Here is a 26,308-nt window from a genome sequence, read left to right as displayed (position 1 = left end):
GATTATACGCCGGGAGCAGCGATGTCCCTTTGGCTCATCAAAGGTTGTATTGCCGGCCAGGAAATGGCCAGGCCGGGATCGTTCCACCTTACCGCGATCTGATTGCCCGCGCCGGAATACGTTTCCGTTTGTTTATAAGCAAAAACGCATTGCTCCGAAAGGCAATAGTAACCGTTAACGAAGAAGGGTGGTACCAATACCTGCAGGCGGTTGGTATCGTTCAGGATAAACGTCTCTGTTTTCAGATAGGTAGGAGAAGCTGGGTTAAGGTCGGCGAGCGCAAAAAATACTTCACCGTACACACATTGGATCAACTTCCAGGTTACCTTGTCACCATGAAGGCCGCGCAGCACATTTTTCCGGGAAACAGATATATCGTCTTCCTTAAAAACAAGCTTTTGGCCTGCACGGTCTTTAAAGTCGTACTTATTAATGCAAAAAGTCTCGACAAATTCGCCCCGCTCGTCCCTGAACACAGGAGGAGTGATCAATTTTACTTCCGGGAATAATGCCGAACTGCGGATGTCGAGCTGATTCATCAATTTTCTTTAGGGTTAATAGGGAAATAGAATTCGACACCTTTGTTGATCAAATCCTGGTTATTGGCCAGTATCTCCTTTTTAAAATTCCAGGCCAGCACATAATAGACATCGGGCAGTTCTGTCATTTCCCGCTCGATCACAATGGGAATGTGCTGGCCGGGTGAGTACAGACCTTTGCGCAATTCATTCTTTTCTACGAGGTATTCGATATAGTCAGTGCCGATGCCAAAATAATTCAGCAGCGTATTGCCCTTTACCGGGGCGCCCATACCCCATACCTTTTTATTTTCCTGCCTGCACTGCTCAAAGAAGGCGACGTTCTCTGCCTTCATCTTCTTTATACGCTCCGCAAAGTCCAGGTACCATTGCTTTTCATTGCAACCGGTCGCTTCCTCTTCTTTCTGCAACTGCTGCAACCGTTCTGCAGCCGCTCTTTTGCCCTTATGGGTAACATGCGCGATCATAGAGCCGCCGTGAATGTTAGCTACGTAGGCATCGAATATTTCCAGCTCGTACTGAGACAAAAGTATCTGCAGGTTTTTGAGATTGTAGTACAACAAATGTTCATGGTAAATCTGATCGAAGGCCATGTTCTCCACAATACGTTTCATATAAAGAAACTGGACGACGAAGACACCATCTTCCTTAAGGCTCTCTTTTATGCCGCGGGTTACGGAATGCAACTCTTCAAGATGGAAAAACACGCCGGCAGCATTGATCACATCGAATTTGCGATCCAGCTTTTGCGTCAGCTCGTAGTTGAAATAATCGTTTATGGTATACAAACCCTGATCGTTGGCGATCTTTGAAGTGGCAACAGAAGATTCGACACCTACAATATCGTAGCCGAGCTGCTTGAAATGCCTGATCTGTGTTCCGTCGTTGGAGCCGATGTCGAGCATGGCCTTGTCCTTATTGTTGCTGAAATACAAGGAGTCTACCTCTTTGGCAATATGCTCAAAGTGATCGCTCAGCGAACGGGTTACACCACTCAGATAGGTGTGGTTGCCAAACATGATTTCCTTTTTTACGGTATAATTCAGCTGGCTGGTACTACAGGCATTGCAATACATTACCTGCAACGGATAAAAGGGTTCTTTACCAACCTCTTCCCGGGTAAGAAAGTGATTGCACCAGGGCTGCATGCCCAGGTCGATCACCATATCCAGGTCTTCTGAGCTACAAACGCGACATTGCATGTCTTAATAAATTTAACGTTATTGGTTTTATGACTTTAGTTGCCTGCAGACGCCCTTAATGAATAACAACCATTTTTCGGGTTCTGCTCTTTTTTCCGTCGATCAGCAGTGTATAATAATAAACACCCGGCTCCAGGGATTTTGTATCAAGAGTATAGCACCCTTTGCCCGTTTTGCTGATCTTCTCTGTCCTTATTTTTTGTCCCTGTGCACCAAACAATACAATGGCCGCGCCATCCCTGAAAGAAGGTACATCATAGCGGATGGTTGTAAGGTCAGATGCTGGGTTCGGAATATTCTGTTCCAGAAAGAAATGTTCCGTGCTTGCTACCCCTTCTATTGCAGAAGTTGTGATACTAATTGATACGATATTTGAAATTTTGCTGCACAAGCCCGATACGCCGGTCTTTACGATACACCGGAAGAGTTGGTTATTATTTATAGTGGTGAGGTTGGAAACCGTAAGTGTGGCCGATTGGGCCCCGCTATACTGCCCGGTATTGGGAAGATCGATAAATGTACCGCCCGGTCCGATGTTGGATTGCCATTGAAAGGTAGCTGTTGTGCTGGCCGCCGTGATGGAAAAGGAGGTGCTTCCGCCAATGGTTGCTGTTTGCGTAATGGGTTGGGTGGTAATTGCTGCCGGCGGTAAGGATTGAAATAGGCCATTGATTTCGCAATCATCTAGTTTTCGGTACCATAACCCTACGTCATCTATCATCACCTGTGCTCCATTTTGATATGATGATATAGCGTTAGACCCATTAGCCAATATAAGGCTGGCAGTGGTCGACGCTGACCATACATAGGCAAACTTACTTTTTTGTACACCATTGATATAAATGGTTGTAGAATCGGAAGTCACCGAGTAGGTAAGCATCGTCCAGTTATCCAAGAAAAGTGTCTTGGGACCAATTGCCCGACGAGAAGGTACGTCATTACACTTTACGATAAACAGGCTATCAAACATTTCCCATATTTGTGGGTAAGAGCCACATTCTTCATCAGGATGGAAATCCTGTACCACGTCATAATTTTGATAACTCTTTAATTTCATCCAATAGTTAATCGTGTAATTCCCCTGTGTATTGACTGGTAAGTTAAAAAAGCGAACATAGGCATTGTTATCAGCAAAGTCACAAGCCTTATTAGCATTACCAAACCGATCGGTCACATAGGTGAATAGGTTGCCTGTACCGTTATTCGAATTAGAGGAGCTATCAATGAGCGTGCTGTCAAGCGGCCACCAGCCGACCAGATTGGATGTAGGAACATAGTCGGGCACCTGAGCACCAAGAAGGCCCGGAATGAGAAAAGACAATAGTAATGCAGAGAATTTTTTCATGAAAAGGTAGCATTTAAGATGAACATTGCATTCGATGAAAATGCTGCAGCAAAGCTGTGGTTGGTTTATGGTAGTTCTTCTTACTTTCATTATGATAAATGGGAAGATGATCTTAGCAAAGCTGTCTTGCTTTATGCTTAATTATGTTCACCAGTTACAATCAATTTGAGTAATTTTTGGCATTTCGATCCCAGCCATTTATCCAACAAGCGTTCCTTGAAGCCCTTATTGGGCACGGATGGAGCATGGAGCGGATCAGTTGTCAGGATCAAATGAAAAGTATTAGGTGCATTATATTTACGTCCCCTGATATATTGTTCAGAGAAGTAAGTCTCGAATTGAGGCAAATGATACATCCCCAGCTCTTTCACCTTTTCCAGCCACCAGCTTTTGGGTTTAACAGTTCGGTGCAGGTTGACGCCATTGATGATATCATCGACATAGCAAATACTTACAATGCAAAGCCCCTTATGACTGAGGTGCTTTTGAATGTTCTCAAAAAGTGGCTTCAAATCCTTTTCTTCAATGTGTTCCAGCACTTCCCATGATGTAATCAGGTCAAATATCATTTCTTTGCCTGTCTCATCACTAAGTTGGAATGTACGTGTAATGTCGCAGGTGAAAAGGTTCTCTGGAATGCTGCGCCATTCTGCACGTTTGTGTTTTTTGGAAAAGTCACTTCCTTCAAGGCCGATCGCAACACAGCCATCGTCAATGCAGTTCTTTACGAAACCACCGCCGGAGCAGCCAAGGTCCAGAACTTTCAACGTAACATTGCTTTCATTAAAGATCTTATAGACCTTCCTATTAAAAATGGAATTTCTTGAATTATCTCTTTTCGTTCCCCAGGGGTTGAGATGATCCAGCGACTCATAAGCTACTTCCCGCTCTGCTGTAAGATTAATATTATTCATGTGCTATGAAATATGTATAATACGTGTTCCCTCTGTCTCAAAATTAAAGCGAACGAGGTGCAGGCCCTTTAGTGCTTCAATAACAACCTCGTGACGGGATTGCGGAACGTAGAACATAAAGAATCCACCGCCACCGGCGCCCAGCAGTTTGCCGCCGATAGCGCCTGCCGCCGTTGCTTTTTCGTAAATCGTGTCGAGATGATCGCTGGATATTGCGGTAGACAGGCTGCGCTTGGCCATCCAGGCTTTATGCATCAGCATCCCAAACTCATCGAGGCTGCGGCTCGTATCCGAAAGGATGACAAGTCCCTCGTCGACCATATTATAAATATCCGTAAGCTCTGTATGGATCTTCTTTTCCTGTGTTTTCTGTACCTGCTCTTTCAGTATCTCGCTGGCAAAACGGTTAATGCCGGTATAGAACATCAACAGGTTGTCCTGCAGCGCTTCTTTACGCTCACTGCTCACCGTTACAGGGTTTACCAGCAGCTTATCGGCCGAGAACACCATATGGTTGAATCCTCCATAGGCAGCCGCCAGCTGGTCCTGCACGCCTACGCGTTCCTGCAGTACCACCTGCTCGATATAGATCGCTTCCTGTGCGAGGCGATCCTTGCTCACCATTTTTCCCATAAGGGCATAACAGGAATGCAGCAAGCCTACGGTGAAGCTGCTGCTGCTGCCGATCCCCGTACGTGCCGGCAGATCGCTCACAATATTTACTTCCAGCCCATGGTCTATATTCAGGTATTTAATCACTTCCCTTACTACCGGATGCTCAATCTCATCGACCGTATGACAAAGCTCTAGCTTACTGTAAGCGATCCGGTACCTGTGATCCAGCAAGCCTTCGATCTTATTGACGGTAACATAAATGTATTTGTCTATAGAAGTGCTCAGTACACAGCCGCCAAATTCCTTGTAATAATCGGGATAGTCGGTACCCCCGCCAAAAAAGCTAACCCTTACCGGAGTCTTTGAAATCACCATAAAAATATAAGTTAAACGTTGGAGTATTTATTGGGATGCAATATCGAAAACCCCTTGATCAACTCCGTAATACCTGATTGGATATCGTACTGCGGCTTGTAGCCCAGCGCTTCGATCTTATCGTTGCTCACGATATAGTTGCGCTGATCGGGATCTTTATTGATCTCCGATTCGGTAATGAAAAAGTCCGGGACTTGCTTTTTGATCTCCTCGCATAGCTCCATCTTCGAGAGGTTTGCTGTACTAAGGCCTACATTGTAGGTCGTATTTTTCATACGGTCAAAATTATCGATCCCGAATGTGAACGCATTAGCTACATCCCTTACATGAATATAGTTACGTTTGAAGTGTGCTTCAAACAGGACAATATACTTCTGGGAAAAGGCCCTGTATGTAAAATCATTTACCAGCAGGTCAAGACGCATCCTGGGAGAGCAGCCAAATACAGTTGCCAAGCGAAAGGTGATTACGTTTTCAGACTGCAACAGATCAGTTTCCGCCTCCGACTTGGTTGTTCCGTAAAGTGAGATGGGCTTCAGCGGCGTCTCTTCTGTACAGTAAAGACCCTCCTGTCCGATGCCATACCCGCTATTAGTAGTAGGAAAAAGCACACGTTGTTCTTTGGAGCGGAATTGGTTCATTGCGATCACTGCGTCCCGGTTGATGGCTACGGTAGAAGACTCATCCTTATTGGACAGTGGCGCGCCTACAAGGGCGGCAAGGGGTATCAGCACGTCTTTATCTTTCATCGCTGCCTTCAGCAATGATGTGTTACGTACATCGGCATTAATGAAGTGAAAATCGGGATGGTTACAACAATCCAGCAGCGTACTTTGCTGGAACATAAGATTATCGTAAACCGTAACCTCGTATCCCTGAGTTAGTAAATGAGGTACTAATATCGACCCGATGTATCCGGCGCCGCCTGTAACTAAAATTTTAGTTTTCATTATGATTAATCCGTCAAATGATTAGCCTTACAGCAATAGAAACGACAGGTAGATCCGGTAATACTTCCGTAATAAAAACGGAAACCATCGTTTTGATTTTGCGCAAATGTAGAGAATAACGTCCATGTTTTAAACTTTTGCCATGATTTATTCTGACCATAACGGCCTGTTCCAAAAGGCCGCACGCAACAATGTAAAACCGTGTGGATGATGATTCCCGGCGGTCCGCCGGACTGCCGGCCCGGCTGTAATCTGTAAGCCGGTATTTTGGTAAAAGCCGGCATATGCGTATGTTTGCCTTTTCGCTCCCGGTTCCGGGAGCTGATTTGCTTTCCATGGCCACAATCGTCAGCATTGCACCATATCGCTTTTTGCCGCCGCTAAACGGCGGCCATTGGGGCATTGTCAATGTGGAGAAATTGCTTTCCGTATACAACCAGGCGCATACGGTTACTACCGTCGATAATACTTTCAGACAGGAAGATTACCCCTTCAGCATACATCCCATACTGGACAACAGTAAGCTCCGGTATCTTCCCTACGGTCAATACGGCAAAGTATCGGGTCTGGCAAAGGCCCTGAAGCCGCAATACCTGTTTTGCCATCACCATTATATGTTCCCTATGGTGGCGAAGCTGGCCCGCAGGCTGAACATTCCCGCTTATATCCGCTGTCACAATATAGAATCGGAACGTTTCAGAAGCACGGGTAAATGGTGGTGGAAGGCCATGTGGTGGTTTGAACGCCATGCTTTCAGGCGTTCCGACGGCGTTTTCTTTGTGACGCGGGAAGACCGGGACTGGGCAATAAAACGTTATGGGTTACCGGAAAGCAAGGCCCTGATCATGCCTTTCGGAATTAATCTTCAAAGCCGGCCATTATCGACTACCGCAGGGAAAAGCGGGTTGGCCGGGGAACTGGGCCTCGATCCTTCGGTACCCTGGCTGTTCTTCATGGGGAAACTGGATTACGTTCCCAATGAAGAAGCAGTTATTTTTATCGTACGATCCATATTGCCCCTGCTCCGGCAGCGGCTGGGCCATTTTCATATATTGATATGCGGCAAGGGCTTATCTGAAGCATTGCAGCAGGAAATTGCCGCTGCCGGCGACGATATCCGCCACCTGGGCTTCGTACCGGAAATAGAGCCCTTGATCGTCGCCTGTGACCTGATGATCAACCCGGTGGTGTCGGGCGGCGGCGTCAAGACCAAAGTGGTCGAAAGCCTGGCCTGGAACAAGACTGTTGTTTCGGCGCATAGCGGCGCCATTGGGATCGAAAAGGAGGTTTGCGGCAATAAGCTGCTGACGGCCCCGGATAAAGACTGGCAGGCATTTACCGCCCAGGTTGTGGCGGCGCTTGCACAGGGAGCGGAGCAGATCCCCGATGCTTTTTTCACCTATTATTACCTGGGCAATATCGCGCAACGGCTGCAGCAATACTTCGGCGATCGGGGCCGTTAGCCGCAGTCATACTTACAGTGCGGAAGAAACCGTTTACTTTTGTGTTATGAAAAGGAAATTACTGCCAGGCCGCTTCCTGTATCATCTTTTGCCAATCGTTACCTGCTGTGCAGGGTTGCTTCGGGGAAACACAGCCCGGGCGCAGGCTTCCGATGAGACGCCTTTATTCAACGGCGAGCGCACCTTCCTGGGCGGCCTCGTATTGGGCGCCAATGTAAGCCAGGTAGATGGTGATTATCTCAACGGTTATCATAAGTTCGGGCTCAATGCCGGCGCTGTAGCCTATGTCAATTTTTCGTCGAAAATAGGAGCCAGCATGGAGCTGCTGTTCTCTCAAAAAGGCAGCCATAGCGTATCGACGCTGGAGTCGCCTTACTATGGCAGCTATTTTGCTAAGTATACGATCCACCTCAATTATGCGGAGGTGCCGGTGGTCCTGCATTATTATGTTACGGAAAAGACACATGTAGGTATCGGCGCGTCTTACAATCTTCTCATCAGCTCCCGCGAAGACTATAACGATGCCAGCTTTACCACTACGGTCGACTCCCGCCTGTATCCCTTTGCACGACATACCGTCGACGGCTTGCTGAGCGCCAGCAGGGTGCTGTGGCGGGGGCTCCTGGTCAATGTACGCTTTCAATATTCACTGGCCACGATCCGTAAATTTTCCAATATTCCGCAAGGCCTGGGCTTCGAAAACCAAAAGAACAATATGTTCACTTTCCGGCTTATGTACCTTCTTTAGCAACCCAGGGCGCGTAAGGCGATATAGCTCATGAGCCCGGCGCCGGTCTGCAGTGCCTCTTCATCTATGTCGAAACGGGAATTGTGAACAGGTTGGGTGTATTGCCCGCCGTTCCGGCTGGTACCGATACGGTAAAAGCAGCCTTTGGTATGCAGTGTATAAAAGGCAAAATCTTCGGCGCCCATACGCAGGTCCAGATCCTTTACCCGATCGGCGCCAAGAAAATCTTCTGCAAAGGACCGGGCCTGCTGCGTGGTCTCCGGATCGTTGAACAGAGAAGGGTAGCCATCCGGTATATCGATAATGGCCTCTGCCCCATAAGCGGCACATATCTGGCTGGTGATCTGTTTTACATGGGCCAGCGCTTCACGTCGCCAGTCTTCGTCAAAGGTACGCAGGGTACCTTCCAGCTCCACAGTATTGGGGATCACATTGGTCGCATGCCCTCCGGCTATTTTGCCAAAGGTCAGTACAGTAGGAGAGAGCGGGTTGCTTTTGCGCGATACCACTTGCTGCAGCCCCGTGATCACCATTGCCGCTACTGCTATAGGGTCTACCGTTTGTTGGGGCAGGGCGGCATGGCCTCCTTTACCTTTAATGGTAATATAAATTTCGTCGGCGCTGGCCATATACTGTCCGCTGCGGAAGCCTGTAGTACCCGCAGGCAACTGAGGGTATACGTGAAGGCCATATATAGCGCTTGGGGCAGGGTTTTCGAGCACGCCGGCCTTAATAAGCAGGCTGGCGCCGCCAGGGTTCTTTTCTTCTCCGGGCTGAAAGATCAATTTGACCGTTCCTTCAAACTGATCCCTGTATTCCTGTAGCAGCGCAGCTGCGCCCAGCAGGCAGCTGGTATGCACGTCGTGCCCGCAGGCATGCATAACGCCCTTGTTACGGGAGGTGTATTCCGTTTCATTTTCTTCTTCAATGGGCAGGGCATCCATATCGGCGCGCAGCGCAATACATTTCCGGCCGGGGTTACGGCCGGTTATCAGCGCTACTACACCTGTGCCGCATATGCCTTTCTCATAGACAATGCCAAGCTTATCCAGCTCGGAGGCCACAAAGGCTGCGGTCTCATATTCCTGGAAGGATAACTCCGGATGCTGATGCAAATGCCTTCTCATCCTTACCAGTTCGGGCCGCAGGGCCGCTGCGCGGGCTTTCAGGGTCTCAATCATCGTCTTCGCTGCTCTCCTTGTTTTTGCGTACGGTGTTCACGTTGATCACATCGGGCACTACCATGCTGGGATTGAATTGGGCCGACAGCTTATTGTAGAGCTCCAGCGCATCTTTCCGGCCACGGAAGTCGCCTACGCGTACACGGAACTGGGGGTTGTTGTATACCAGGTAGGAACGGATGCCCGGGAACGATCGCATAAAATCAAGCTTCACCTGGGAAGCCTTTTTACGATCGTTGCCATTATAAATCTGTACGCGGAAGCCTCTTACCTTACCAATGAAAGGACGGTTTGTATTGGCCGGCTTATTCACTACCAACGCCAGCCTCGGATCGGCATGTACCGTTACATAACCGGTATCGCTCTCCTGGGCCGCCACACCAAGGGTGCAGCCCAACAGCAAAAGGAAGAAAAGGTATTTCATAAGCAGGGGGTTTTATCAGGAGCCGCCGGCGATCGTTACGCTGGCCGAAGCGCCGATGCGGGTCGCTCCGGCAGCTACGAGTTCCTGTGCAAAGGCAAAGGTACGAATCCCTCCCGAAGCTTTGATCTGTATCTCTGGAGGCAGGTGGCTGCGCATCAGCTGCACGGCATGTACGCTGGCGCCGTGCTCGGCATAGCCTGTCGATGTTTTTACAAAATCGACTTTATGCCGGGCATACAGCGTGCAGCAGGCGACGATCTCGTCATCAGTGAGCACACCGCTTTCGATAATCACCTTTACCATACAGCGGTTAAGGCGTATCGGCTGCAGGCAAGCTGTGATCTCACGGGAAAGATAGTCCAGGTCGCCGCTCTTCAGTGCGCAGAGATTGATCACGATATCCAGTTCTGTGGCGCCCTCAGCTATCGCTTTATGTATCTCGGCTACCTTGGCTTCAATACAGCTATAGCCAAAGGGGAATCCGATCACAGTAGCTGTGGCTACGCCGGCGCCGGCTGTAAGCCTGCTGGCAAGGGCAACATAATGCGGCGGTACGCATACGGCAGCAAACCGGTAGCGGATGGCCTCGTCACAGAGCTTTTCAATGTCGGCGGGTAGGGTAGTGGGCTTCAGGATCGTATGATCGATATACTGTGCTATGTTCATAATCGTCTTTTAAGAAATATGGCGAAGGTCAATAAGCTTTACCGGCTTGCGGTTATGACCGGGATATTGCAGCTGCCTGATGGCTTCGGCGCTCCGGTAATGAAGACGGGGTACCACGCGCCACCTATGACTAAACAAGGGCCGCAGCAGCTCGTCGCCTGCAGCAGGCTCCATATCGCAATGCAGGTATATCGCCAGTTCGTCCTGGCCATCGGCGCCCGTGCTGATCTCGATCACGTATTCCTGTATTTGCGGCACACCGTTGAGCACATCGAAAATCGCCGGCGGATATAGCGTTGTGCCCTTAAACTTGATCATCTGCTGTTTGCGGCCCAGCACGGGGCCCAGGCGCATGGTATGCCTGCCGCAGGAGCAAGGCTCATAATAGCCGCGGCACATATCGCCGGTACGGTAGCGAAGCAGGGGCATACCCTCTACGCCGAGGGTGGTAATGGTCACTTCCCCTTTTTCGCCCGGTGCTACCGGCTGGCCCCTATCGTCGAGCAATTCCACCACAACCAGCTCCGGATGATGGTGGCCGCCCTGCCCGGCCCTGCATTCGGTAAAGGCTGTTTGCAGCTCGGTAGCGGCATAGGTGCTGTATAGCTGTACATCCCATTCTGCTGCGATTTGCCGGGCCAGCGCATTGGGTTGCAGCTCCTCGTCGCGGAGGCTTTCGCCTATAGCCAGCACTTTCTTCACCGTGCCGCTACCGGCCGGAAAATCATTGGCTTTGGCATGTGCGATCAGCTTCAGCAGGAACGAAGGCACGGCCACCAGGCCGGTGGTCTTCATTTGCCGTATGGTATCCCATTGCATAGCGGGCAGTCCGGGACCGGTACGTATGGAAGCAGCGCCCAATAGCGACAGCCCGCTGTAATAAGCGACACCCGCCATGAATTGACGGTCGAGTGTAAGCATCAGCTGGAAGATATCTTCGTCGGTGGCCTCTATACAATGAAAGGACAGGTACTCGTTGTAGGCCAGGCGTAGCAGGTCGTTTTGTGTGAGGGCTATAGTTACCGGCCGGCCCAGTGTACCGGAAGTAGACATGTATTCGCGTACCGCTTTGGGCGCTACGCACAGGAAATCGTTATTGTATTGCTGCAGCGCTTCTTTGGAGGTCGTAGGCACACGCGCAAAGTCCTCCCAGGAGCGCAGCGCTTTTACATCGATCTGCTGCTCCCCAAACATGCGGCGGTAATAGGGTGAATGTTGTAGCAGGTATTCCAGCGCCGGACCCAGTTTTTCCCACTGGAAAGCAGCCTGCTCCGCTATGCTTTTTTGCTCTATTGCCGGTATGAATGACATCGGGCGGTAAAGATGAGATATTGGGTTATCAGGATAATCCGTCCGTTGCCTCTCTGTGCCAAATGGCTAACAAGATAATAAGGATCAGGCTTGTTCCGGTTTTGATATATTGGTTGCCAGCTGGTTGATCAGGTTATATAGCTTTTCAATGTCTATTTCCAGCCGGCTGATGGTTTGCTCATACATTCTTTTTTCAAAGGAGCTGAGGTTGGGCGGAATATTGGAATGCTGGGCTTCCCCGATAGCAGTAGGATTGGTATAAAAGTTATCATTGATATTGACCAGCTCCGAAGGAGTGGTCTTGTAAAGCTCCGCAAGCACTTCGATACGGTCGAGCGTTATTTTGGTGGTTCCTTTTTCGATGAGGCTGTAAGCATTCTGGGATATGTCGAGTACGCGGGCTACGTATTCCTGGGTATAATTATTGATCTCTCTTAATATTTTCAGTTTCTTGGAAAACTTCTGGGTAAGGTTCATCTGCCAATGAGTTGAATATGCAATTTATAAAAAGCGTTGCAATACAAAAAGTCATATATCCCCGGAAAACCGATGCCTTGACCCCCTGCCGCAACCCTTCTATTTCCTTCGTTATGATGATTTTCTTAGAAAAAATTCCCCACAAAAGTACAAATTATAGAATAAGCGAGTGAATATCTTTTTGTTTGATAAACTATAATCCAAACAGGAGAATCATCAATGGCGCGAGGTGCCTATTTTATAAAAACGAAAGACTTTTGCGGGGAATAAATAATGCTCTTTGTTTAAAATAATGTATCTATTTTTTCTGTTTTTTACATTATTGCACTTCAAGTTATTGTTTTTCAATTAATTGTATTTTGTGTATTGACTGGTAAAGTTACTAATTAGAACAGAATAAAAAAGTAATATCGATTCATAAATTAAATTTATGAATAATTCTAATATCACATTTTAATTCAAAAATCTTTATGGTGTAGAAAAAGACAATAAAACGAAACCAATAAAACAAACCTGCTTTAAAAAACCTCCCTCAAACTTTTATCAATGAGAAAAATTCTATGTTCTGCACTCGCAGGACTGCTGGTTGGTGCTGTGCAAACTTCGGCCCACCGGATTGAGTATTATACCGCCAACGGTTGTATTGTACCCGGACAGCTCCTGAAAATTGATGCTAAGGTCGTTTCCGCGCCTTCCAGCACCCGTTACAACTGGCAGTACAAAACAGCAACCGGCAGTTGGACCTGCTTCACCAACAACACCAACAACACGATCAACGGTACTGCTTTCTATGTAACCAACGCTTCGGGCGTAGGCGCCGACGACGCCCCGGAACTGACGATCGCCAGTCCGACCTCGGCACTGGATAACGTGCAGCTACGTTGCCTCATGCGTGAAAATGCCGGCCCCTGCAATGCGCCGCTCGGTTCTACTTATGGTGGCGACGACCTTAATCCGAACGAAGCCAAAATACTGCGGCTGCGTTACAATCCTGTTACCGGCGCCTGCTCCATCGCTTGTGAAGACAACATGCTGAGCAGTACAAACGGCTTCTATGGCGGCTTTGAGGCAGTGACCTATGAGAACAACGGCTCCTATACCGACAAGAACTTCCTGTCTGGCGCGGGTAGCTCCGATCTTACGGCCTATGGTTCGGGCAATGGCTCTTACCAATCCAAGAACAATCCTTTTGCCGCATACGGCTTCAACGATGCCCGTTTTGCCCCGCACAGCGGCAATTACCAGATGGTGGTGAAAGGCAATACATCGGCCTCAGCCAAAGTGTGGTACAAAACAATGGCCGTACTACCGGGTGAGGTGTACAGCTTTTCCGTATGGGTGTCGAAGGTCGACGGCAGCACGCCTAACATACAGCTGCGTGCCGGGAACAAGGAGCTGGCTGCGATGCAGCCGGCCGCCACCATTGGCCAGTGGACCCAGCTTAATGGCACCTACGGCGTTCCCCCTGGCGTAACCTCCGTAACCTTCGCCATCAGCGACAAAGCGGCTGGCTCCGGTGCACACAATTATGTACTGGACGATATCTGCGTGGTGAAGACAGCCGATCCCATTTCGATTGGTGATAAAGTATGGTTTGATATTAATCGCGACGGTCGCCAGGACGCCTCAGAGCCGGGTATCGGTGGCGTTACCGTAAAGCTCTTCTACGACGGCGACATGAATAACGTTGCCGATTCGGCTAACGCCGTTTATACAGCGACCACCAACAGTAACGGTCTGTATAGCTTTAACGGTGTGATTCCCGGTAAATATTTTGTACAATTTACCCTGGCCACCGGTTACGACGGCTTTACGGTACAGGACGCGCCAGGTGTACCTGTAGGAGAGAATTCCACTGCTAATGTGAGCACCGGTAAGACCGGTACGCACGATTTTACCGCCAATTACCTGTTCAAAGACGCCGGTATGGTAAAGAATTTCAGCATCAGTGGTAAAGCCTATAACGATGTGAATGGTCTTACTGACAATACCGTGAACGGTGTGCTGATCTCTGCATTGGGCAGCGCTCCCTTGTACGCCAATCTCTATAAAGGAACGGCATTCGTGGCCTCTGTACCGGTAACAGCAGGTAGCTATACCTTTAGCAATGTGCCCGGCAATACGGCTTATACCGTGAGTATCAGCACTGTCGCGGCTACATCGGGCAGCCCGGCTTCTGTACTGGCTGCGGGCTGGGTGTCCACAGGTGAGTTTGCAGGTACAGGTACCGGCGACGATGGCACGGTCGATGGCCTCTTATCTGTGAACCTGGGTACAGGTTCTGTGGGTAATGTGAACTTCGGGATAGAGCAGCTGCCTACGCCCGTTGGCGCCACCGCTACAAGCCAGGTTAACCCGGGCGGTACGGTGAGTATAACTGTTCCACCAGCTACCTTCGGTGGTACCGACCCTTCGGGCGGCACCATTACTTCTCTCAGGATCCCTTCCTTACCGGGCGGTGCAACCAGCATTACCGTTAATGGAACCAATTATACAGCAAGTAATTTCCCTCCTGCGGGCATTACCGTACCAACCGGACCTAATGGTCAGCCAACGCAAACCATCACGGTAGATCCTGCTGCTGATGGCGCCACTTCCGTTACGATCACATTTAAAGTAACCGATAACGCCGGCAAAGAGTCAACCACAACCAGTACAGCAACAATACCCTTCTCCGCTTTGTCCATCAGCGGTAAAGTATTCAACGACGCCAACGGTATGACCAATAACCTGGTAGACGGTACCGGTGCCGGCACGGCTTCCGGTCAGCAACTATACGCTTACCTGGTGTCGCCTTCAGGAGTGGTATCCGATTCAATCCCGGTTCCCGCTAACGGCAGCTTTATCCTGGACAACGCTTCGGCCAATACTAATTATACAGTAGTCGTTACCACCACACAAGCGCAGATAGGCAGCAGCAATCCTGCGCTTACCCTGCCTTCGGGCTGGGTACGTACCGGTGAGCAGCTGGGTACAGGCACCGGCAGCGACGGCAATGCCAATGGTATACTCGCGGTAAGCACTGGTACAAACAATATCAGCAATGCACTCTTTGGCATCGAGCAGTTGCCTGTGGCAGGTGTAGCCACAGCGGTAAGCCAGGCCAATCCCGGCGACACCATTACCGTAGCTATTCCACCGGCAACTTTCGTTGCTACTGATGCGCCTCCGGGAACTGTAACTTCTATCAAGATCACTGCGATGCCTTCCAACGCTACCAGCTTTTTTGTGAACGGCAACAAATACACAACGGCCAACTTCCCTTCCGGCGGTATCGTGATCCCTACAGGTACCAACGGACAGCCAACACAGCCTGTCGCAGTCGACCCTGTTAGCGGTACCGTAACGGTGGGCATTCCTTTCCGGGTAAATGACAATGCAAATATGCTTTCTACCACTACGGGAATGGCCAATGCTCCCGTGTATGAGGTGCCCGATCTGACCCCGGTCATCACCGTTGCGCCTACAACGATCTATGGCAATACCAATTTCTCGGCCCGTGTGGATGTATGGAACCTCAGCAATGTGCCCACCAGCGGAATGATCAAAGTATTTGTTACCAAAAGCACGCTGATCGGCTATACTTACAACAATACGCTTAGCACGATCATGGGCACCTCGGTGCAAAACAGCGCCTGGACTATCGACGCCACTTCCAATGCCAGCTATTACATTTTCACCACCAATATCTCCATTGAAGGGCAGGGCAGGTCCTCATTTGGTCTCAACGGCTTATTGACGCCAGGCAGCACCAAAGGCCAGCTGACCAATACAGCCATTATCAATGGCGGCAGCGGCGGCGAATCGCTGATTACCAATAACACGGATGCTGAGATCATCCGCTATTTCCCTAACTAAACACAATAACCTCAATAAAACGAAACAATGAAAAAAACTTTAATCGTATCCAGCCTCCTTCTGCTTACTGCGCCGTGTTTGTTTGCACAGCAAAACCCGGCAGCGGCCAATCCTTTCCTGTCGCCTGCACCGCTCAACAACGTTGGTTCCCAGTTCAATATGAGCTTCGATGTTGGCAATGCCGGTACTATGGATATTTCCGGAGCCAGTGAACCGCAAATGATGAAGTTCACCCTCAGCCTGGGCAAATGTGCGCCCAGCGTAAACGGTGTGGTGTCGACCATAGGCACCGACGCACTATCCGGCGCAGCATTGGCACATTTCGATGTGGTATACGATGCCTCTATTAAAACATTCTACTTCACCCAGAAAGCTAATGTGCCTATGGGTCTGGTTCCGGATGGTATGCATGCCCTTAGCGTGCATGCGCAGGTTACCAATTTATCCAGCTCCGGTAATGATGATATAGGCGCCAACCTGAACGTACAGCCCAATGCTGCCGCTTCGGGAGCCAGCCAGCCTACCGACGACGACCGCGTAGAGATCTTTACGCATACTACCGGCGCGCCGCTGCCTGTAGTGCTGAATGGCTTTAATGCTCATAGCGCCGGTTGTAGTGTAGCGCTGGACTGGAGCACAAGCAAGGAGTTGCAGTTCGATCATTTCGATATCGAACGCGGCGCTGGTAAAGGATTTGTAGCTATTGGCAGTGTAAAGGCCACGGGCGACAACAGCAGGTACGATTTTACTGATAAGGAAGCGGCCAGCGGTCTCAATACTTACCGCCTGAAAATGGTCGACGTAGACGGCTCTGCCATCTACAGCGATATTGCGACTGCAAAAGTGAATTGCGCTACCACTGCTGCTATCGCGGTGTTCCCCAATCCTACATCATCATCGGTGCAGGTAAGTAGTATACATGCCGGCGTTACCCTGCGCCTGATGGATGCGACCGGACGCCTGTTGTCTGAGCAGGTTGCTGCCGGCAATATCGAGCGTATCGATCTTTCTTCTTTGCCCGCGGCACTGTATCATGTGCAGGTAATTGAAAACCATACCGTGATCGCCACGACCAAAGTAAGCAGGCAATAAGCCACGCTCACACAATCATTTACAAAGAAAATCCCCGGCTTGCCGGGGATTTTCTTTGTAAATGATTTCTTTATAAACGATTCCTTTGGTAGATGATCAGGAAAGCAGCTTCTGGCGGAGCAGGAATTCCAGCTGGCTGTTGGAGATCTCGAGCTTTTCGTTCATTTGCTTGATTTTCTCCCGCTCCATAAAGATCGCATATGCCCGTTCGATAGTCTTATCCAACTCTTCCTCGTTCCAGGGCTTAGTGAGGTAGTGGAAGATCTTTCCTTTGTTGATAGCGTCTACCACCGCATTCATGTCGGTAAAGCCGGTAAGCAATATCCGTATAGGATCGGTGAATTTTTCAATTACTTTCTCCAGGAATTCGACGCCGGTCATATTGGGCATGCGCTGATCGGTAATGATCACATGTATCAGGTTCTTTTCCAGAATTTCAATTGCCTCTGCTCCGCTGAGTGCAGTAAACACCTTGTACTTTAACCTGAACGTCGCCTTAAAAGAGATCAGGTTATTCTCTTCATCATCTACATAAAGAATTGAAATCTTATCATTGTTCATCACTGAGATGTTTTTGTAATTGATATGAATTGGCTCGCAGAAAAAGGGCTTTGGTTAAGGTATGGTAAAGGTAAGTGATAATCTCGTTATTGTATCCTAAGTTAAAGGATCGTAGATAAATATTAATTCGTGATATAAGATTATCTATTGATTTTTAATAATCTATGAAAAATGTGAGTGTGACATGCAACAGAGCGTTTTTTAAGGTTAAAAGAAGATAATTTTATATTTGAAAACTATAAAAGCTTAACCCGGCTTCAGGTCAGATTGCCTATTGCATTTAAGGGAATTTGCATGCTGAAAATGCTGCCTTTTCCGGGTTCGGAGGTAACCGAAATGCTGCCCTGGTGTTTTTGTATGGTAGTAAAGGCGATCGACATACCCAGGCCGGTGCCCTTTCCCACATCTTTAGTAGTAAAGAAAGGATCAAAAACCTTCCTTCTTGTTTCTTCCGTCATGCCGGTCCCATTGTCGCCTATGGCGATAAATGCCTGGTCATCAGCAAAGCTGGTGGTTACCGTGAGCTCTCCTCCCGGCGATTCGCCGAATTTTTCGCCAATGGCGAATAAAGCGTTGGAAATGATATTGAGAAATACCTGGTTAAGCTTTCCGGGATAGCAATGCACAAGGGGCAGGTTTCCGTAATGCTTTATAACTTTGGTATGTCCCAGCAAATTATTGACAATGACAATAGTCGACTCCAGGCCTTCGTTGATATCGGCCAACTTCAGTTCGGCCTCATCCAGTCGGGAGAAGATGCGGAGACTCCTGACAATTTCGGCGGTACGGGTTGCCCCTTCATTGATGCCCCTGAGCAAATGCCCGATCTCCGTTTTCAGGTAATCAAAGTCCTGCTCTTCCTTGAAGCGGTTCGCCTCCTGCATCTTTTCATCATCGCTGATATTACGGGTGCTGAGCTCCTCCTGAAGATTAATGAGCTGGAACAGCACATCGACATCCCGCTTCAAAGGGCCTATATTTCCGGTCACGAAGTTGATCGGGTTATTGATCTCATGGGCAATACCCGCGGTCAGTTGACCCAACGACGCCATTTTCTCCGCTTCAACCAGTTGCATCTGGGTCTGCTGCAGATCGGCGAGGGTAGTAGCGATCTCCTGGTTCTTGCTTTCCAGCTCCTCGGTGCGCTTTTTCACTTTTTGCTCCAGCACCACATTCTGCTCTTTGATGATACGGCTGTTCTCTTTGGCAATACGCAAAGCTGCGAGCCTGGATTGCTCCTTTTCCCGTTTCAGGGTATTGATCCTGTTGGCAAGACCGAAGGAAAGCAGGGCCATTTCAATAGCCGAGGCGATCTGCACGGCGTAAGTGGTGCCTAAATTGTAGGGAACAATGCTGAAGTCTTTTAAAATAAAGATCACGGAACCCAGGATCAGCACCGACCAGGCCACCAGGAAAAAACGGGCAGAGGCAATAGCCGGTTTTTTGATCACAATATACAGCGACAGCAGCACCACGCCTATCGATGAGACCATGGTAGCCAGCTGCATTACCTGGAAAGCCTGGTTGGCGTTGACGGGCAAGAAGGCGAGCGCCAGGCAAAATGACCCGATGAATGCCCAGATGAGCAGGTGAAGCCTGCGGAAGTGCTTCCTGATCTCCAGGAATGCCAATGTAAAAAGCAAGGCGGCGATACCGCTGATACAGGCAAACAGAACGATGCTGATATTCTCAAAACCCGGTGCGCCGGGCCAGAGAAACTGGAAGGTAAATCCCTTGAGCCCGACCTGAGTAAATCCGGCACCGAGCACATAGAACACGTAGTAAATATAACTTTTGTCCCGGATCGATAAGAAGAGGAAAAAGTTATAGACTACCATGATAATTACGATCCCGACGTAGGTCCCGGAAAACAGGTAATCCTTTGCCGTTTCGATCAGCTGCTGCTGCGGCTGGCTCAGGTATACAGGCAATATGATCGGCATTTTGCTCCGGATCCGGAGGTAAAAGGTCTGGGTTGTTCCAGGCAGTACATGTACATCGAAAATATAATTGGGGTCCTTATATTTCCGGTTACCGAAAGGTTGCTGTTTGCTGATCAATATACTGTCGGTGAGCTGCTCCCCCGCGAAGACATATAGCTCCACCTCGTCCAGTGTAGCATTGGCTACTTTAAGCAGGTGTTCCGTATGTTTTCCCGGATTGGTAACCGTAAAACGGGCCCAGACATCATGTGTGCTTAATTCCATATTGGGGATCGCCGTAGCAGAACTCTGGAAGCGTGCATGACGCACCTCAGTTACCGGCATATCCTTTTCTGGTTTATACAGCTGCAGGCTTTTGCCGATCAGTATCTGGGCAGAACTATCATTGAGGAGCGCAGACTGACTATAGCCCTTTACAATATTGAATAGCAAAAGACATAAAACCCAAAATGGTCTTAGGTTCATAAAGAGAGACAAGTTATTTTGTAGCTGTGGTAACGACCAGGTTAATTGAGCAGACAAAGTAACGATTTCTGTCGGCATCTTCAAGCGCCGACAGGAAAGAATTATATTCCACTTCTGAAATGTGTTTTTCGGTTTTCATCATCATCAGCGCATGATCAATACGCAACATGGCAGTCACCTGTTGCAGGGACCGGGATGCTAAGGGAAACAGTTCAATACCAATATCACGGAACCCTGCAGCGGTCATATCCGAAATAAGATTGGCCGCGGCATTACCGTTCTTCACATTTTTAAAGGTCAGATAGTGATTGAGTGCCTTTGCTATGTGGGCATTGCCATTATAGAAGGCTATACTGCTCCAATCCGTTTCTACATTGACAAGCGGCTGACCGGGTTTTAGCGTCCGGTAAAATTCAGCAAAAACTTTCGCCGGATCGGGAACATGCTGGATCAGGCGTTCATTACGAATGCCGGCAAGCGTATTGTCGGCAAAAGGTAGGGCGCTTGCCTCGGCTTGCCTGAAGCTTATATTAGGAAGGTCGCCGGCATCTGCGGTCGCTTTCGTTATCATCTCAGGCGCATAGTCAAGACCGATGATCTCAAGACCGGGCAGCATGCGGGCCATATTGATCGCATCAGCTCCGGTACCGCAACCGACGTCGGCAATAGTGCCTTCCGTTATCGTGGAAAAGGGGTTGTAGGATTGTTGTTTGAGTTTACCGAGCAGCTGCATGGTTTGCTCCAGATAGTCGATATTGTACAGGTGTTCTGCCATAAGATGTGGATTGGCGCATCAGAAGAGATTAAGATTTCCTTCCTGCTGCGTATTGGTTCGATAGTTTTGCTTCAGATTTTGGATGGTATCGTCGAGGCTCCAACGCTCCAGCCCGGGGATCGACAGGTCGTAATGGATCATGATCTCTTTCCGGCGCAGGGTTTCTGTGCGAACGATATTAAGGTTGTCGCGAAGCGAAAGGATGGCTGTACGATCATCCTCATTAGCCTCGCTTAAATGTTCCAGATCGGTATACAACATAGCTGTCGCCAGCAAGTCGAGTTTGGGATAGTAAAACGTTCCTTCATTACCCAGTGAGCGCTCGATGCGGTAGCCGATATTTTCGGCAAGCTTTACAGTGTACGGAGCGCAAAGGGCGAAAAGCGATGTAAGGCCTATCTGCGGCGCAATGGCTACACCTGCGCGGGAAAGGAAAATGCTGCCGATACCATAGCCGGCAATTTCCCTGGAGTTCCACAGGCCGCAACCTTCGCCGGTGCCCCGCATGCCATAGCTGGTCACCATATCGTAGATATAAGGGTCCATCGTACCCGTAGCGTCCTCTATGGGCAAAGGCTGGCTGCCACCGGCCACATGGATACGTGCACCGCCATATACCTTTTGCCGGTCAAGCGACTCAACGATGATCACGAAAGCGCCGGGATTTTCTATCCAGGCATTTTTTGAAGAAGTGATGTTCTCTATACCAAAATTGGTTAGCACTCTCATATGACCTTCTGCAAATTTGTAGCAGGTCTCGGGATCATCGATCGCCCTGAAAGCCCTAAGCCTCACCTCGGGTTTATCCCTGTTTAATAACGTATCCATTACTTTTCAATCCTAAGAATGACTCAATATAATCTTACTGGAGAAACGGTTGTTTCATGGCGTTTCAGGTATATTCTTTTCCGAACTAAAATGGGAAACAGTCAGAAATTCATTACCGTTACCTGCATAAATTACCGAAGCCGAAAGCGCCGATCAAAAGTTGATAGAAGTGAGTTTGGTTCAAATGCTTAAAAGTGGTGGATACAGTCAAAAGCAAGCAAAGGTATAGGAATAGCCAATAGGAAATGCGTTTTATTTATGCAGCAAAAACAATCCGGGCAGGAAAGGCCGATACACTACCATTCGTTGGCGGCCGCAACTGTCCTGCTTTTGAGACAATGAACCTTGCTTGTTCTTCTGCCGAAGCCATATCAACACAACACATCGAATGCCGGATGCCTTGGTGAACGGGCTGTTTGGTAAACAGAAGCTGATACGCGAATGCTCTTGATGTCGTTGCGACCAGGCAGAACATAGCTGCTTAAGTTGGGTTATCCATTCACCTGTCAACTGATTCATACCCGTGGAAAAAAATGAAAATTTTCAACAAGAAGCATTGAGAAATGATCCATTGTTATAAAGTATGAAATAGTTGCTGGCATTGACTTTCCGCCTTTTGTTCAAATGATGATGGGTATTAATATCCATATTTATCCAAAATACTTTTGAGGGATCAGTATTGCTGATATTTGGTGCCAATCATACAGGCGTTACTGACTAAAGTACGTTCCTATTACTTTGGAAAGCATGCATCAGTTGTTCTTTCTTTCTTACCGATACTTCCAGCATGGCCTTATCTTTCATGATTACATAACCACCACCGCTTTTGCCCTTGTGGTATTCAGTTACCTGCCTGATATTGATCAGGTGCTTATGGTGTATCCGGATGAAACCGAACCCGCTTAATTCCTCTTCGTAGGTGGCCAGCGTTCTCGATACCGTTCTGGGCGATGCCTGGCTGAAAAATAAGATAGTATAGTTATCGGTTGCCTCGCAGCGTATGATATCGTCTATATCGGCCAGCACAAAGCCGTTCATCGTAGGCAGGCGTACTTTACGCACGCTCATCTGGCGTTGCAGCGATGACAGCAGCATAGACAGGTCTCCCGTGGCCGAAGATTCTTCCCTGCACCGGCCTAAGGCTTTTTTAACGGCCACCGTAAATTCTGTTTCGCTCACCGGTTTCAGCACATAGTCGATCACCGAAGCCTTTATGGCCTTGAGCGCGTAATGGTCAAATGCCGTGATCAGGATAACCTGGGCATCTAAAGTGGGATAACGGCGAAGGATATCAAAGCCCGTGCCGTCGGGTAGCTCCACATCCAGGAAGAGGATATCCGGCGCCAGCGCGGGCAGCAACGGTAGCGCATCGGCCACAGACCCCGCAATGCCGGCTACCTCAATGTCGGGGAAGTAATCAATTAGCAGGTGTTTAATGATCTGCCTGCTGTGTTCATCGTCGTCAACGATCATTGCTTTATAGCTGAAGATATTCATGGGAAACAACAGGTATTTTAATGTGAATAATAGTGCCGCCGGAAGTTCCGGAGTGCACCTCGGTAGTTATGCTCATACCAAAAAGCTGATTGTAAGTAGTTACCCGGCCCCCCGATAACCTGAGGCCCAGGGCATAAGGATGCCTGCCTGGAGTACGACCCGGCCCGGGGCCATTGTCAGCGATACTTACCAGCAATGTTCCGTTCTGTTCTTGCGTAAACCGGATAATGATGGTACCGCCATTCTTTAATCCTGCAATGCCATGCTTGAGAGCATTCTCTACATAGGGCTGTATCATCATGGAAGGAAGTAACCGTTGTTGATCCACGTCATCACCGATCTCGATGCGGTAATGGAGCCGTTCCCGAAAACGCATTTGCTCCAGCTGCAGGTAGTTGTCAAGATAGCCGGTTTCGGTTTGGATCGTCAGGAATGTTTCTCTTGAGTACTGCATGGTCAACCGTATCAGGCGGGCAAACAAATCGAGGTACTGACGGCTTTGCTCGTACTGTCGCTCATAAGTGAAGTACTGGATCGAATTGAGGCAGTTGTAGATAAAATGTGGATTGATCTGCGCCTTGATCGCCTCCAGCTCCAGCTCCGCTAATCGTCTTGCCAGCCTTGCCTTTTCATATTTCTTGCCTGCCGATTTTATAGCACTTCGCCGTACCAGAAAATAGAGAATTGCCAATAGAAGCAGGATCAGGAGCGCTTTGAAAAGAATGGTTTGCCAGAACGCGGGAACAATATGCAAGGTCAATGTCGCTTGCATTTCACTCTGTACGCCCTTGGCATTGACGGCGTAGGCCCTGAATACATATCGTCCGGGTGGTAGCCCGTTGAGCCGGATATCGGGATTGTCGGTCTCGATCCATTCATCGCTGAAGCCCTTTAGCTGGTAGAAATACCGGATATTACCAAAGCTTTCATAAGAAATGGCGCTAAGCGCGATCAGCAGATCATTTTGCCTGCGGCCCAATGTCAGCGTTGCCGGTTGCGACACGATGCTGTCCTTTAAACGAACGCTGTTGATATATACCAGCGGCGGGCTCATCCGCAGCGATGCCGTATCGCGGAGGTATAAGATTCCCGGACCTTCGGCCGTGGTAATAAATGCGGTATCCCGGTACACATCTACACTTGTGATGTTGTCGGACGGCAACCCATCATAAAAGCCGAAGGTTTTTACATACTTAACAACGACACCCCGGCCAAACTGCAGCTGTATCGCACCCCGATCGCTTGACAGCCAATAGGAACTATCATTCTGCCGGAAAATACGCCGCACCAATGTTCCTTCCCTGCCGGAGGGTAGGGGTATGGCAATAGCCCGGTTATTGCTAAAATCATAGTAGAAGAGTCCATTGGCATTGGTGCCGATCAACGCTTCGTGATGTCCCCTGACAACGATATCAGTAACATTGATATGGGCGAGGTCGGGATCGGTAAGCCGTTGCGCCGGGGCATGAAGGGTATGCTTTACGAACAGCCCATCAGGTGTACCGATAAGGATGCCACCGCCGGGAAATGCCGCTACTGCCGAAGCTCTGCCTTCAAAGATAACCTCTGGTGCTTTCACCTGCTGTTTGCCCTCCAGTACCGCTGGTGTCAGGTACCGCACATCGGACTGGCTGGCCAGGAGAAGGCCTCCTTTGCTATAAGGGCACATGTCCTTATAAGTGAGGTGCGCCAATTTGAAATAACGGACTATATTACGATTACCGTCGACCAGGGCCATGTCTTTCTCTATGATAAGAAAACGATTGCGGCCTATGGGACAAATGCTGCGGGGGCCTTCGGCAAACTTGTTGTTAAGCTTATACTGCCGGATACGGCCATTGCTACGGATGTACAACGAGGCTTTGTTGATATAGCAGATCGCAATATTGCCCGAGTCGTCGCCCTGGATACAGCGGGGAATATCGTTGCCCGGTAATCGCTCATTAACGCGTATTGCGTTTTGGAAATGGTTGCGGGATAAGAAATACAAGTTGTTGTTCCTGGCCGACATCCAGATGTTCTGCTGCTGGTCGACAAACAAATAATTGATGGGCTTTTTTTCCATCAGGTACAACAACGGTGATGGTCCCTCCGGTTTCAGGAAGGCAATACCACCAGAAAGGAAATTGATCCAGATACGCAGGCTGCTATCGGGGTAAGCCCGCCAGGGCTTACCGGCAAGCGGGCGGGTAATGGTCCGGGCCAGGGTGAGCGTGCTGTCATTCAAAAAGGCATAAATGCGCAGGTTCTGCCATTGTTTGTCATAAGCAAACAGGTACTGTCCGTTCAGCCTGGTTTCGAGGAAGCCCTTGCAGCGCAGGGGCCGGCCTTTATCGTCGGATAACGCCCGGTAGCGCCGGGTCAGTATATTGTAGGACCGGAGCGGATTTTTCCGGTCGTTCACCACAAACCAGTTGTTCCGTACGGTTACAATAAGCGCATCGGGGTCGGGCCCTTCCACCCGGGTGATCTTAGCCCCCGAAAAGCAATATAGGGTACCAAAGAAAGCACCGTCGCTTAACCATACATTTCCCGTAAAGCGGTCGGTAAAGGCGCTGTTTTTTTCTTTGTTCCGTATCTGCGACAGCCTTGGATCCCTTCGTTCCGAGATCACTTCGCCATTACGATACCAGGCGATGTTGTTGAGAATGGGAACGAGCAGCACTTTGTCTTTGCCAAAGAATTCGCAGGAGAGTATTTCCTGGTCGGCAGGTCGCACCGCATCGCTGAAGCGCTGGAACCGCTTCCCGTCGAACCGCAATGCACCGTTGCCGGTTCCCAGCCAGATGTATCCCATGGGATCCTGCTGCACCACGTAGCCGTTGGTAGCGGTATAGCCGTCGACCATCGTATACTGGTGCATTCCCGGCAACTGTGCAGCCACGGGCTGCGGGCACATGCACCAAAGCAGCAGGAACCAGAGTTCCGGTCTGAAGTCGGCAACACTCACTATACGGTATTTTTGGGTTTGGCCTGAGTAAAGTACAATTTAGTTTTAACAATGTTCCTGCCACAGCGTTATATTTTTTTTGAAGAACCGGTCTTGTATTTGGCATGGCTGCCCATACAAAAGCCGGCT

Annotated in this window: 22 protein-coding genes; 5 read left to right on the top strand and 17 right to left on the bottom strand. The window is 49.2% G+C overall.

Annotated features, from left to right (window positions below; all coding sequences use genetic code 11):
* Window positions 1-2 precede the first annotated feature (2 nt).
* Genes DZK30_RS14585 through DZK30_RS14575 form a run of 3 tightly spaced genes read right to left on the bottom strand, consistent with a single transcriptional unit; the run spans window position 3 to window position 3,086 of the window.
* On the bottom strand, window positions 3-539 hold the full coding sequence (locus DZK30_RS14585; RefSeq protein ID WP_118974880.1) for a dTDP-4-dehydrorhamnose 3,5-epimerase family protein: 537 nt from the start codon (window positions 537-539) through the stop codon (window positions 3-5).
* Window positions 539-1,741, bottom strand: coding sequence for a class I SAM-dependent methyltransferase (locus DZK30_RS14580; RefSeq protein WP_118974879.1), 1,203 nt, complete (start codon window positions 1,739-1,741; stop codon window positions 539-541). Before DZK30_RS14580 ends, DZK30_RS14585 begins: the two co-directional genes overlap by 1 nt.
* A gap of 55 nt (window positions 1,742-1,796) precedes the next feature.
* Entirely contained in the window at window positions 1,797-3,086 is a 1,290-nt protein-coding gene (locus DZK30_RS14575; RefSeq protein ID WP_162903100.1) for a LamG-like jellyroll fold domain-containing protein, read from the bottom strand.
* Between the two features lie 18 nt (window positions 3,087-3,104).
* On the opposite strand from DZK30_RS14575, the gene DZK30_RS26495 reads away from it, so the two are divergent.
* The gene (locus DZK30_RS26495; protein ID WP_262706901.1) at window positions 3,105-3,227 is read left to right on the top strand and encodes a hypothetical protein; all 123 of its coding nucleotides are present in this window, start codon (window positions 3,105-3,107) and stop codon (window positions 3,225-3,227) included.
* Here the strand turns inward: DZK30_RS26495 and DZK30_RS14570 are convergent.
* The 3 genes from DZK30_RS14570 to DZK30_RS14560 are packed head-to-tail and all read right to left on the bottom strand — an operon-like array spanning window position 3,224 to window position 5,940.
* Window positions 3,224-4,000 (bottom strand): class I SAM-dependent methyltransferase, encoded by a 777-nt coding sequence (locus DZK30_RS14570; RefSeq protein ID WP_118974877.1) that lies wholly within the window; start codon window positions 3,998-4,000, stop codon window positions 3,224-3,226. The two genes, DZK30_RS26495 and DZK30_RS14570, sit on opposite strands and share 4 nt — an antisense overlap.
* 3 nt (window positions 4,001-4,003) lie before the next feature.
* Complete coding sequence (locus tag DZK30_RS14565) at window positions 4,004-4,990, bottom strand: GHMP family kinase ATP-binding protein (protein ID WP_118974876.1); 987 nt, start codon at window positions 4,988-4,990, stop codon at window positions 4,004-4,006.
* Window positions 4,991-5,001: 11 nt separating this feature from the next.
* The gene (locus DZK30_RS14560) at window positions 5,002-5,940 is read right to left on the bottom strand and encodes an NAD-dependent epimerase/dehydratase family protein (protein ID WP_118974875.1); all 939 of its coding nucleotides are present in this window, start codon (window positions 5,938-5,940) and stop codon (window positions 5,002-5,004) included.
* Window positions 5,941-6,224: 284 nt separating this feature from the next.
* Between DZK30_RS14560 and DZK30_RS14555 the strand changes: the two genes are divergently transcribed.
* Both DZK30_RS14555 and DZK30_RS14550 read left to right on the top strand, forming a co-directional pair.
* Entirely contained in the window at window positions 6,225-7,403 is a 1,179-nt protein-coding gene (locus DZK30_RS14555) for a glycosyltransferase family 4 protein (protein ID WP_118974874.1), read from the top strand.
* A 46-nt stretch (window positions 7,404-7,449) separates the two neighbouring features.
* The gene (locus DZK30_RS14550; protein WP_162903099.1) at window positions 7,450-8,151 is read left to right on the top strand and encodes a porin family protein; all 702 of its coding nucleotides are present in this window, start codon (window positions 7,450-7,452) and stop codon (window positions 8,149-8,151) included.
* On the opposite strand, the gene DZK30_RS14545 is transcribed toward DZK30_RS14550, so the two are convergent.
* The 5 genes from DZK30_RS14545 to DZK30_RS14525 form a co-directional block, all read right to left on the bottom strand.
* Window positions 8,148-9,278: a M20 metallopeptidase family protein gene (locus DZK30_RS14545; RefSeq protein ID WP_240432933.1), complete on the bottom strand. Its 1,131-nt coding sequence runs from the start codon at window positions 9,276-9,278 to the stop codon at window positions 8,148-8,150. The two genes, DZK30_RS14550 and DZK30_RS14545, sit on opposite strands and share 4 nt — an antisense overlap.
* Before the next feature lie 46 nt (window positions 9,279-9,324).
* Window positions 9,325-9,756: an SPOR domain-containing protein gene (locus DZK30_RS14540; protein WP_118974871.1), complete on the bottom strand. Its 432-nt coding sequence runs from the start codon at window positions 9,754-9,756 to the stop codon at window positions 9,325-9,327.
* Between the two features lie 15 nt (window positions 9,757-9,771).
* A complete protein-coding gene (gene deoC, locus DZK30_RS14535) occupies window positions 9,772-10,422 on the bottom strand; it encodes a deoxyribose-phosphate aldolase (RefSeq protein ID WP_118974870.1) in 651 nt (216 codons plus the stop codon).
* A gap of 9 nt (window positions 10,423-10,431) precedes the next feature.
* On the bottom strand, window positions 10,432-11,733 hold the full coding sequence (locus DZK30_RS14530) for a phenylacetate--CoA ligase family protein (protein WP_118974869.1): 1,302 nt from the start codon (window positions 11,731-11,733) through the stop codon (window positions 10,432-10,434).
* Window positions 11,734-11,817: 84 nt separating this feature from the next.
* A complete protein-coding gene (locus DZK30_RS14525) occupies window positions 11,818-12,210 on the bottom strand; it encodes a helix-turn-helix domain-containing protein (RefSeq protein ID WP_118974868.1) in 393 nt (130 codons plus the stop codon).
* 546 nt (window positions 12,211-12,756) lie between these two features.
* Here DZK30_RS14525 and DZK30_RS14520 point away from each other — a divergent pair.
* Both DZK30_RS14520 and DZK30_RS14515 read left to right on the top strand, forming a co-directional pair.
* Window positions 12,757-16,068: an SdrD B-like domain-containing protein gene (locus tag DZK30_RS14520; protein ID WP_118974867.1), complete on the top strand. Its 3,312-nt coding sequence runs from the start codon at window positions 12,757-12,759 to the stop codon at window positions 16,066-16,068.
* A gap of 27 nt (window positions 16,069-16,095) precedes the next feature.
* Window positions 16,096-17,160 carry a T9SS type A sorting domain-containing protein gene (locus tag DZK30_RS14515; RefSeq protein ID WP_118974866.1) on the top strand — a complete coding sequence of 355 codons (1,065 nt, stop codon included), beginning with the start codon at window positions 16,096-16,098 and terminating at the stop codon, window positions 17,158-17,160.
* A gap of 96 nt (window positions 17,161-17,256) precedes the next feature.
* Here the strand turns inward: DZK30_RS14515 and DZK30_RS14510 are convergent, their stop codons facing one another.
* From DZK30_RS14510 to DZK30_RS14485, 6 genes are all read right to left on the bottom strand, one after another.
* Window positions 17,257-17,721, bottom strand: coding sequence for a response regulator (locus DZK30_RS14510; RefSeq protein WP_198666936.1), 465 nt, complete (start codon window positions 17,719-17,721; stop codon window positions 17,257-17,259).
* A 257-nt stretch (window positions 17,722-17,978) separates the two neighbouring features.
* Entirely contained in the window at window positions 17,979-20,129 is a 2,151-nt protein-coding gene (locus DZK30_RS14505) for a sensor histidine kinase (RefSeq protein WP_118974865.1), read from the bottom strand.
* A 13-nt stretch (window positions 20,130-20,142) separates the two neighbouring features.
* Complete coding sequence (locus tag DZK30_RS14500; RefSeq protein WP_118974864.1) at window positions 20,143-20,904, bottom strand: methyltransferase domain-containing protein; 762 nt, start codon at window positions 20,902-20,904, stop codon at window positions 20,143-20,145.
* Between the two features lie 18 nt (window positions 20,905-20,922).
* Window positions 20,923-21,732: a hypothetical protein gene (locus DZK30_RS14495; protein ID WP_118974863.1), complete on the bottom strand. Its 810-nt coding sequence runs from the start codon at window positions 21,730-21,732 to the stop codon at window positions 20,923-20,925.
* Window positions 21,733-22,449: 717 nt separating this feature from the next.
* Window positions 22,450-23,229: a LytR/AlgR family response regulator transcription factor gene (locus DZK30_RS14490; protein ID WP_118974862.1), complete on the bottom strand. Its 780-nt coding sequence runs from the start codon at window positions 23,227-23,229 to the stop codon at window positions 22,450-22,452.
* Window positions 23,210-26,179: a sensor histidine kinase gene (locus tag DZK30_RS14485; protein WP_162903098.1), complete on the bottom strand. Its 2,970-nt coding sequence runs from the start codon at window positions 26,177-26,179 to the stop codon at window positions 23,210-23,212. The genes DZK30_RS14490 and DZK30_RS14485 overlap by 20 nt, the downstream gene beginning before the upstream one ends.
* Between the last annotated feature and the right edge of the window lie 129 nt (window positions 26,180-26,308).

Source organism: Taibaiella koreensis (assembly GCF_003545715.1).
GTDB classification, from domain to species: Bacteria; Bacteroidota; Bacteroidia; order Chitinophagales; family Chitinophagaceae; genus Taibaiella; species Taibaiella koreensis.
This window is presented reverse-complemented; position numbering and strand designations above follow the sequence as displayed.

Bases quoted from the DNA above. Each gene is read 5' to 3' on its own strand.
- DZK30_RS14550 (WP_162903099.1), top strand. From the start codon at position 7,450: ATGAAAAGGAAATTACTGCCAGGCCGCTTCCTGTATCATCTTTTGCCA.
- deoC (WP_118974870.1), bottom strand. From the start codon at position 10,422: ATGAACATAGCACAGTATATCGATCATACGATCCTGAAGCCCACTACC.
- DZK30_RS14500 (WP_118974864.1), bottom strand. From the start codon at position 20,904: ATGGCAGAACACCTGTACAATATCGACTATCTGGAGCAAACCATGCAG.
- DZK30_RS14580 (WP_118974879.1), bottom strand. From the start codon at position 1,741: ATGCAATGTCGCGTTTGTAGCTCAGAAGACCTGGATATGGTGATCGAC.
- DZK30_RS14495 (WP_118974863.1), bottom strand. From the start codon at position 21,732: ATGGATACGTTATTAAACAGGGATAAACCCGAGGTGAGGCTTAGGGCT.
- DZK30_RS14530 (WP_118974869.1), bottom strand. From the start codon at position 11,733: ATGTCATTCATACCGGCAATAGAGCAAAAAAGCATAGCGGAGCAGGCT.
- DZK30_RS14520 (WP_118974867.1), top strand. From the start codon at position 12,757: ATGAGAAAAATTCTATGTTCTGCACTCGCAGGACTGCTGGTTGGTGCT.
- DZK30_RS14575 (WP_162903100.1), bottom strand. From the start codon at position 3,086: ATGAAAAAATTCTCTGCATTACTATTGTCTTTTCTCATTCCGGGCCTT.
- DZK30_RS14540 (WP_118974871.1), bottom strand. From the start codon at position 9,756: ATGAAATACCTTTTCTTCCTTTTGCTGTTGGGCTGCACCCTTGGTGTG.
- DZK30_RS14525 (WP_118974868.1), bottom strand. From the start codon at position 12,210: ATGAACCTTACCCAGAAGTTTTCCAAGAAACTGAAAATATTAAGAGAG.
- DZK30_RS14585 (WP_118974880.1), bottom strand. From the start codon at position 539: ATGAATCAGCTCGACATCCGCAGTTCGGCATTATTCCCGGAAGTAAAA.
- DZK30_RS14515 (WP_118974866.1), top strand. From the start codon at position 16,096: ATGAAAAAAACTTTAATCGTATCCAGCCTCCTTCTGCTTACTGCGCCG.
- DZK30_RS14490 (WP_118974862.1), bottom strand. From the start codon at position 23,229: ATGAATATCTTCAGCTATAAAGCAATGATCGTTGACGACGATGAACAC.
- DZK30_RS14505 (WP_118974865.1), bottom strand. From the start codon at position 20,129: ATGAACCTAAGACCATTTTGGGTTTTATGTCTTTTGCTATTCAATATT.
- DZK30_RS14510 (WP_198666936.1), bottom strand. From the start codon at position 17,721: ATGAACAATGATAAGATTTCAATTCTTTATGTAGATGATGAAGAGAAT.
- DZK30_RS14560 (WP_118974875.1), bottom strand. From the start codon at position 5,940: ATGAAAACTAAAATTTTAGTTACAGGCGGCGCCGGATACATCGGGTCG.
- DZK30_RS14555 (WP_118974874.1), top strand. From the start codon at position 6,225: ATGCGTATGTTTGCCTTTTCGCTCCCGGTTCCGGGAGCTGATTTGCTT.
- DZK30_RS26495 (WP_262706901.1), top strand. From the start codon at position 3,105: ATGAACATTGCATTCGATGAAAATGCTGCAGCAAAGCTGTGGTTGGTT.
- DZK30_RS14565 (WP_118974876.1), bottom strand. From the start codon at position 4,990: ATGGTGATTTCAAAGACTCCGGTAAGGGTTAGCTTTTTTGGCGGGGGT.
- DZK30_RS14570 (WP_118974877.1), bottom strand. From the start codon at position 4,000: ATGAATAATATTAATCTTACAGCAGAGCGGGAAGTAGCTTATGAGTCG.
- DZK30_RS14545 (WP_240432933.1), bottom strand. From the start codon at position 9,278: ATGAGAAGGCATTTGCATCAGCATCCGGAGTTATCCTTCCAGGAATAT.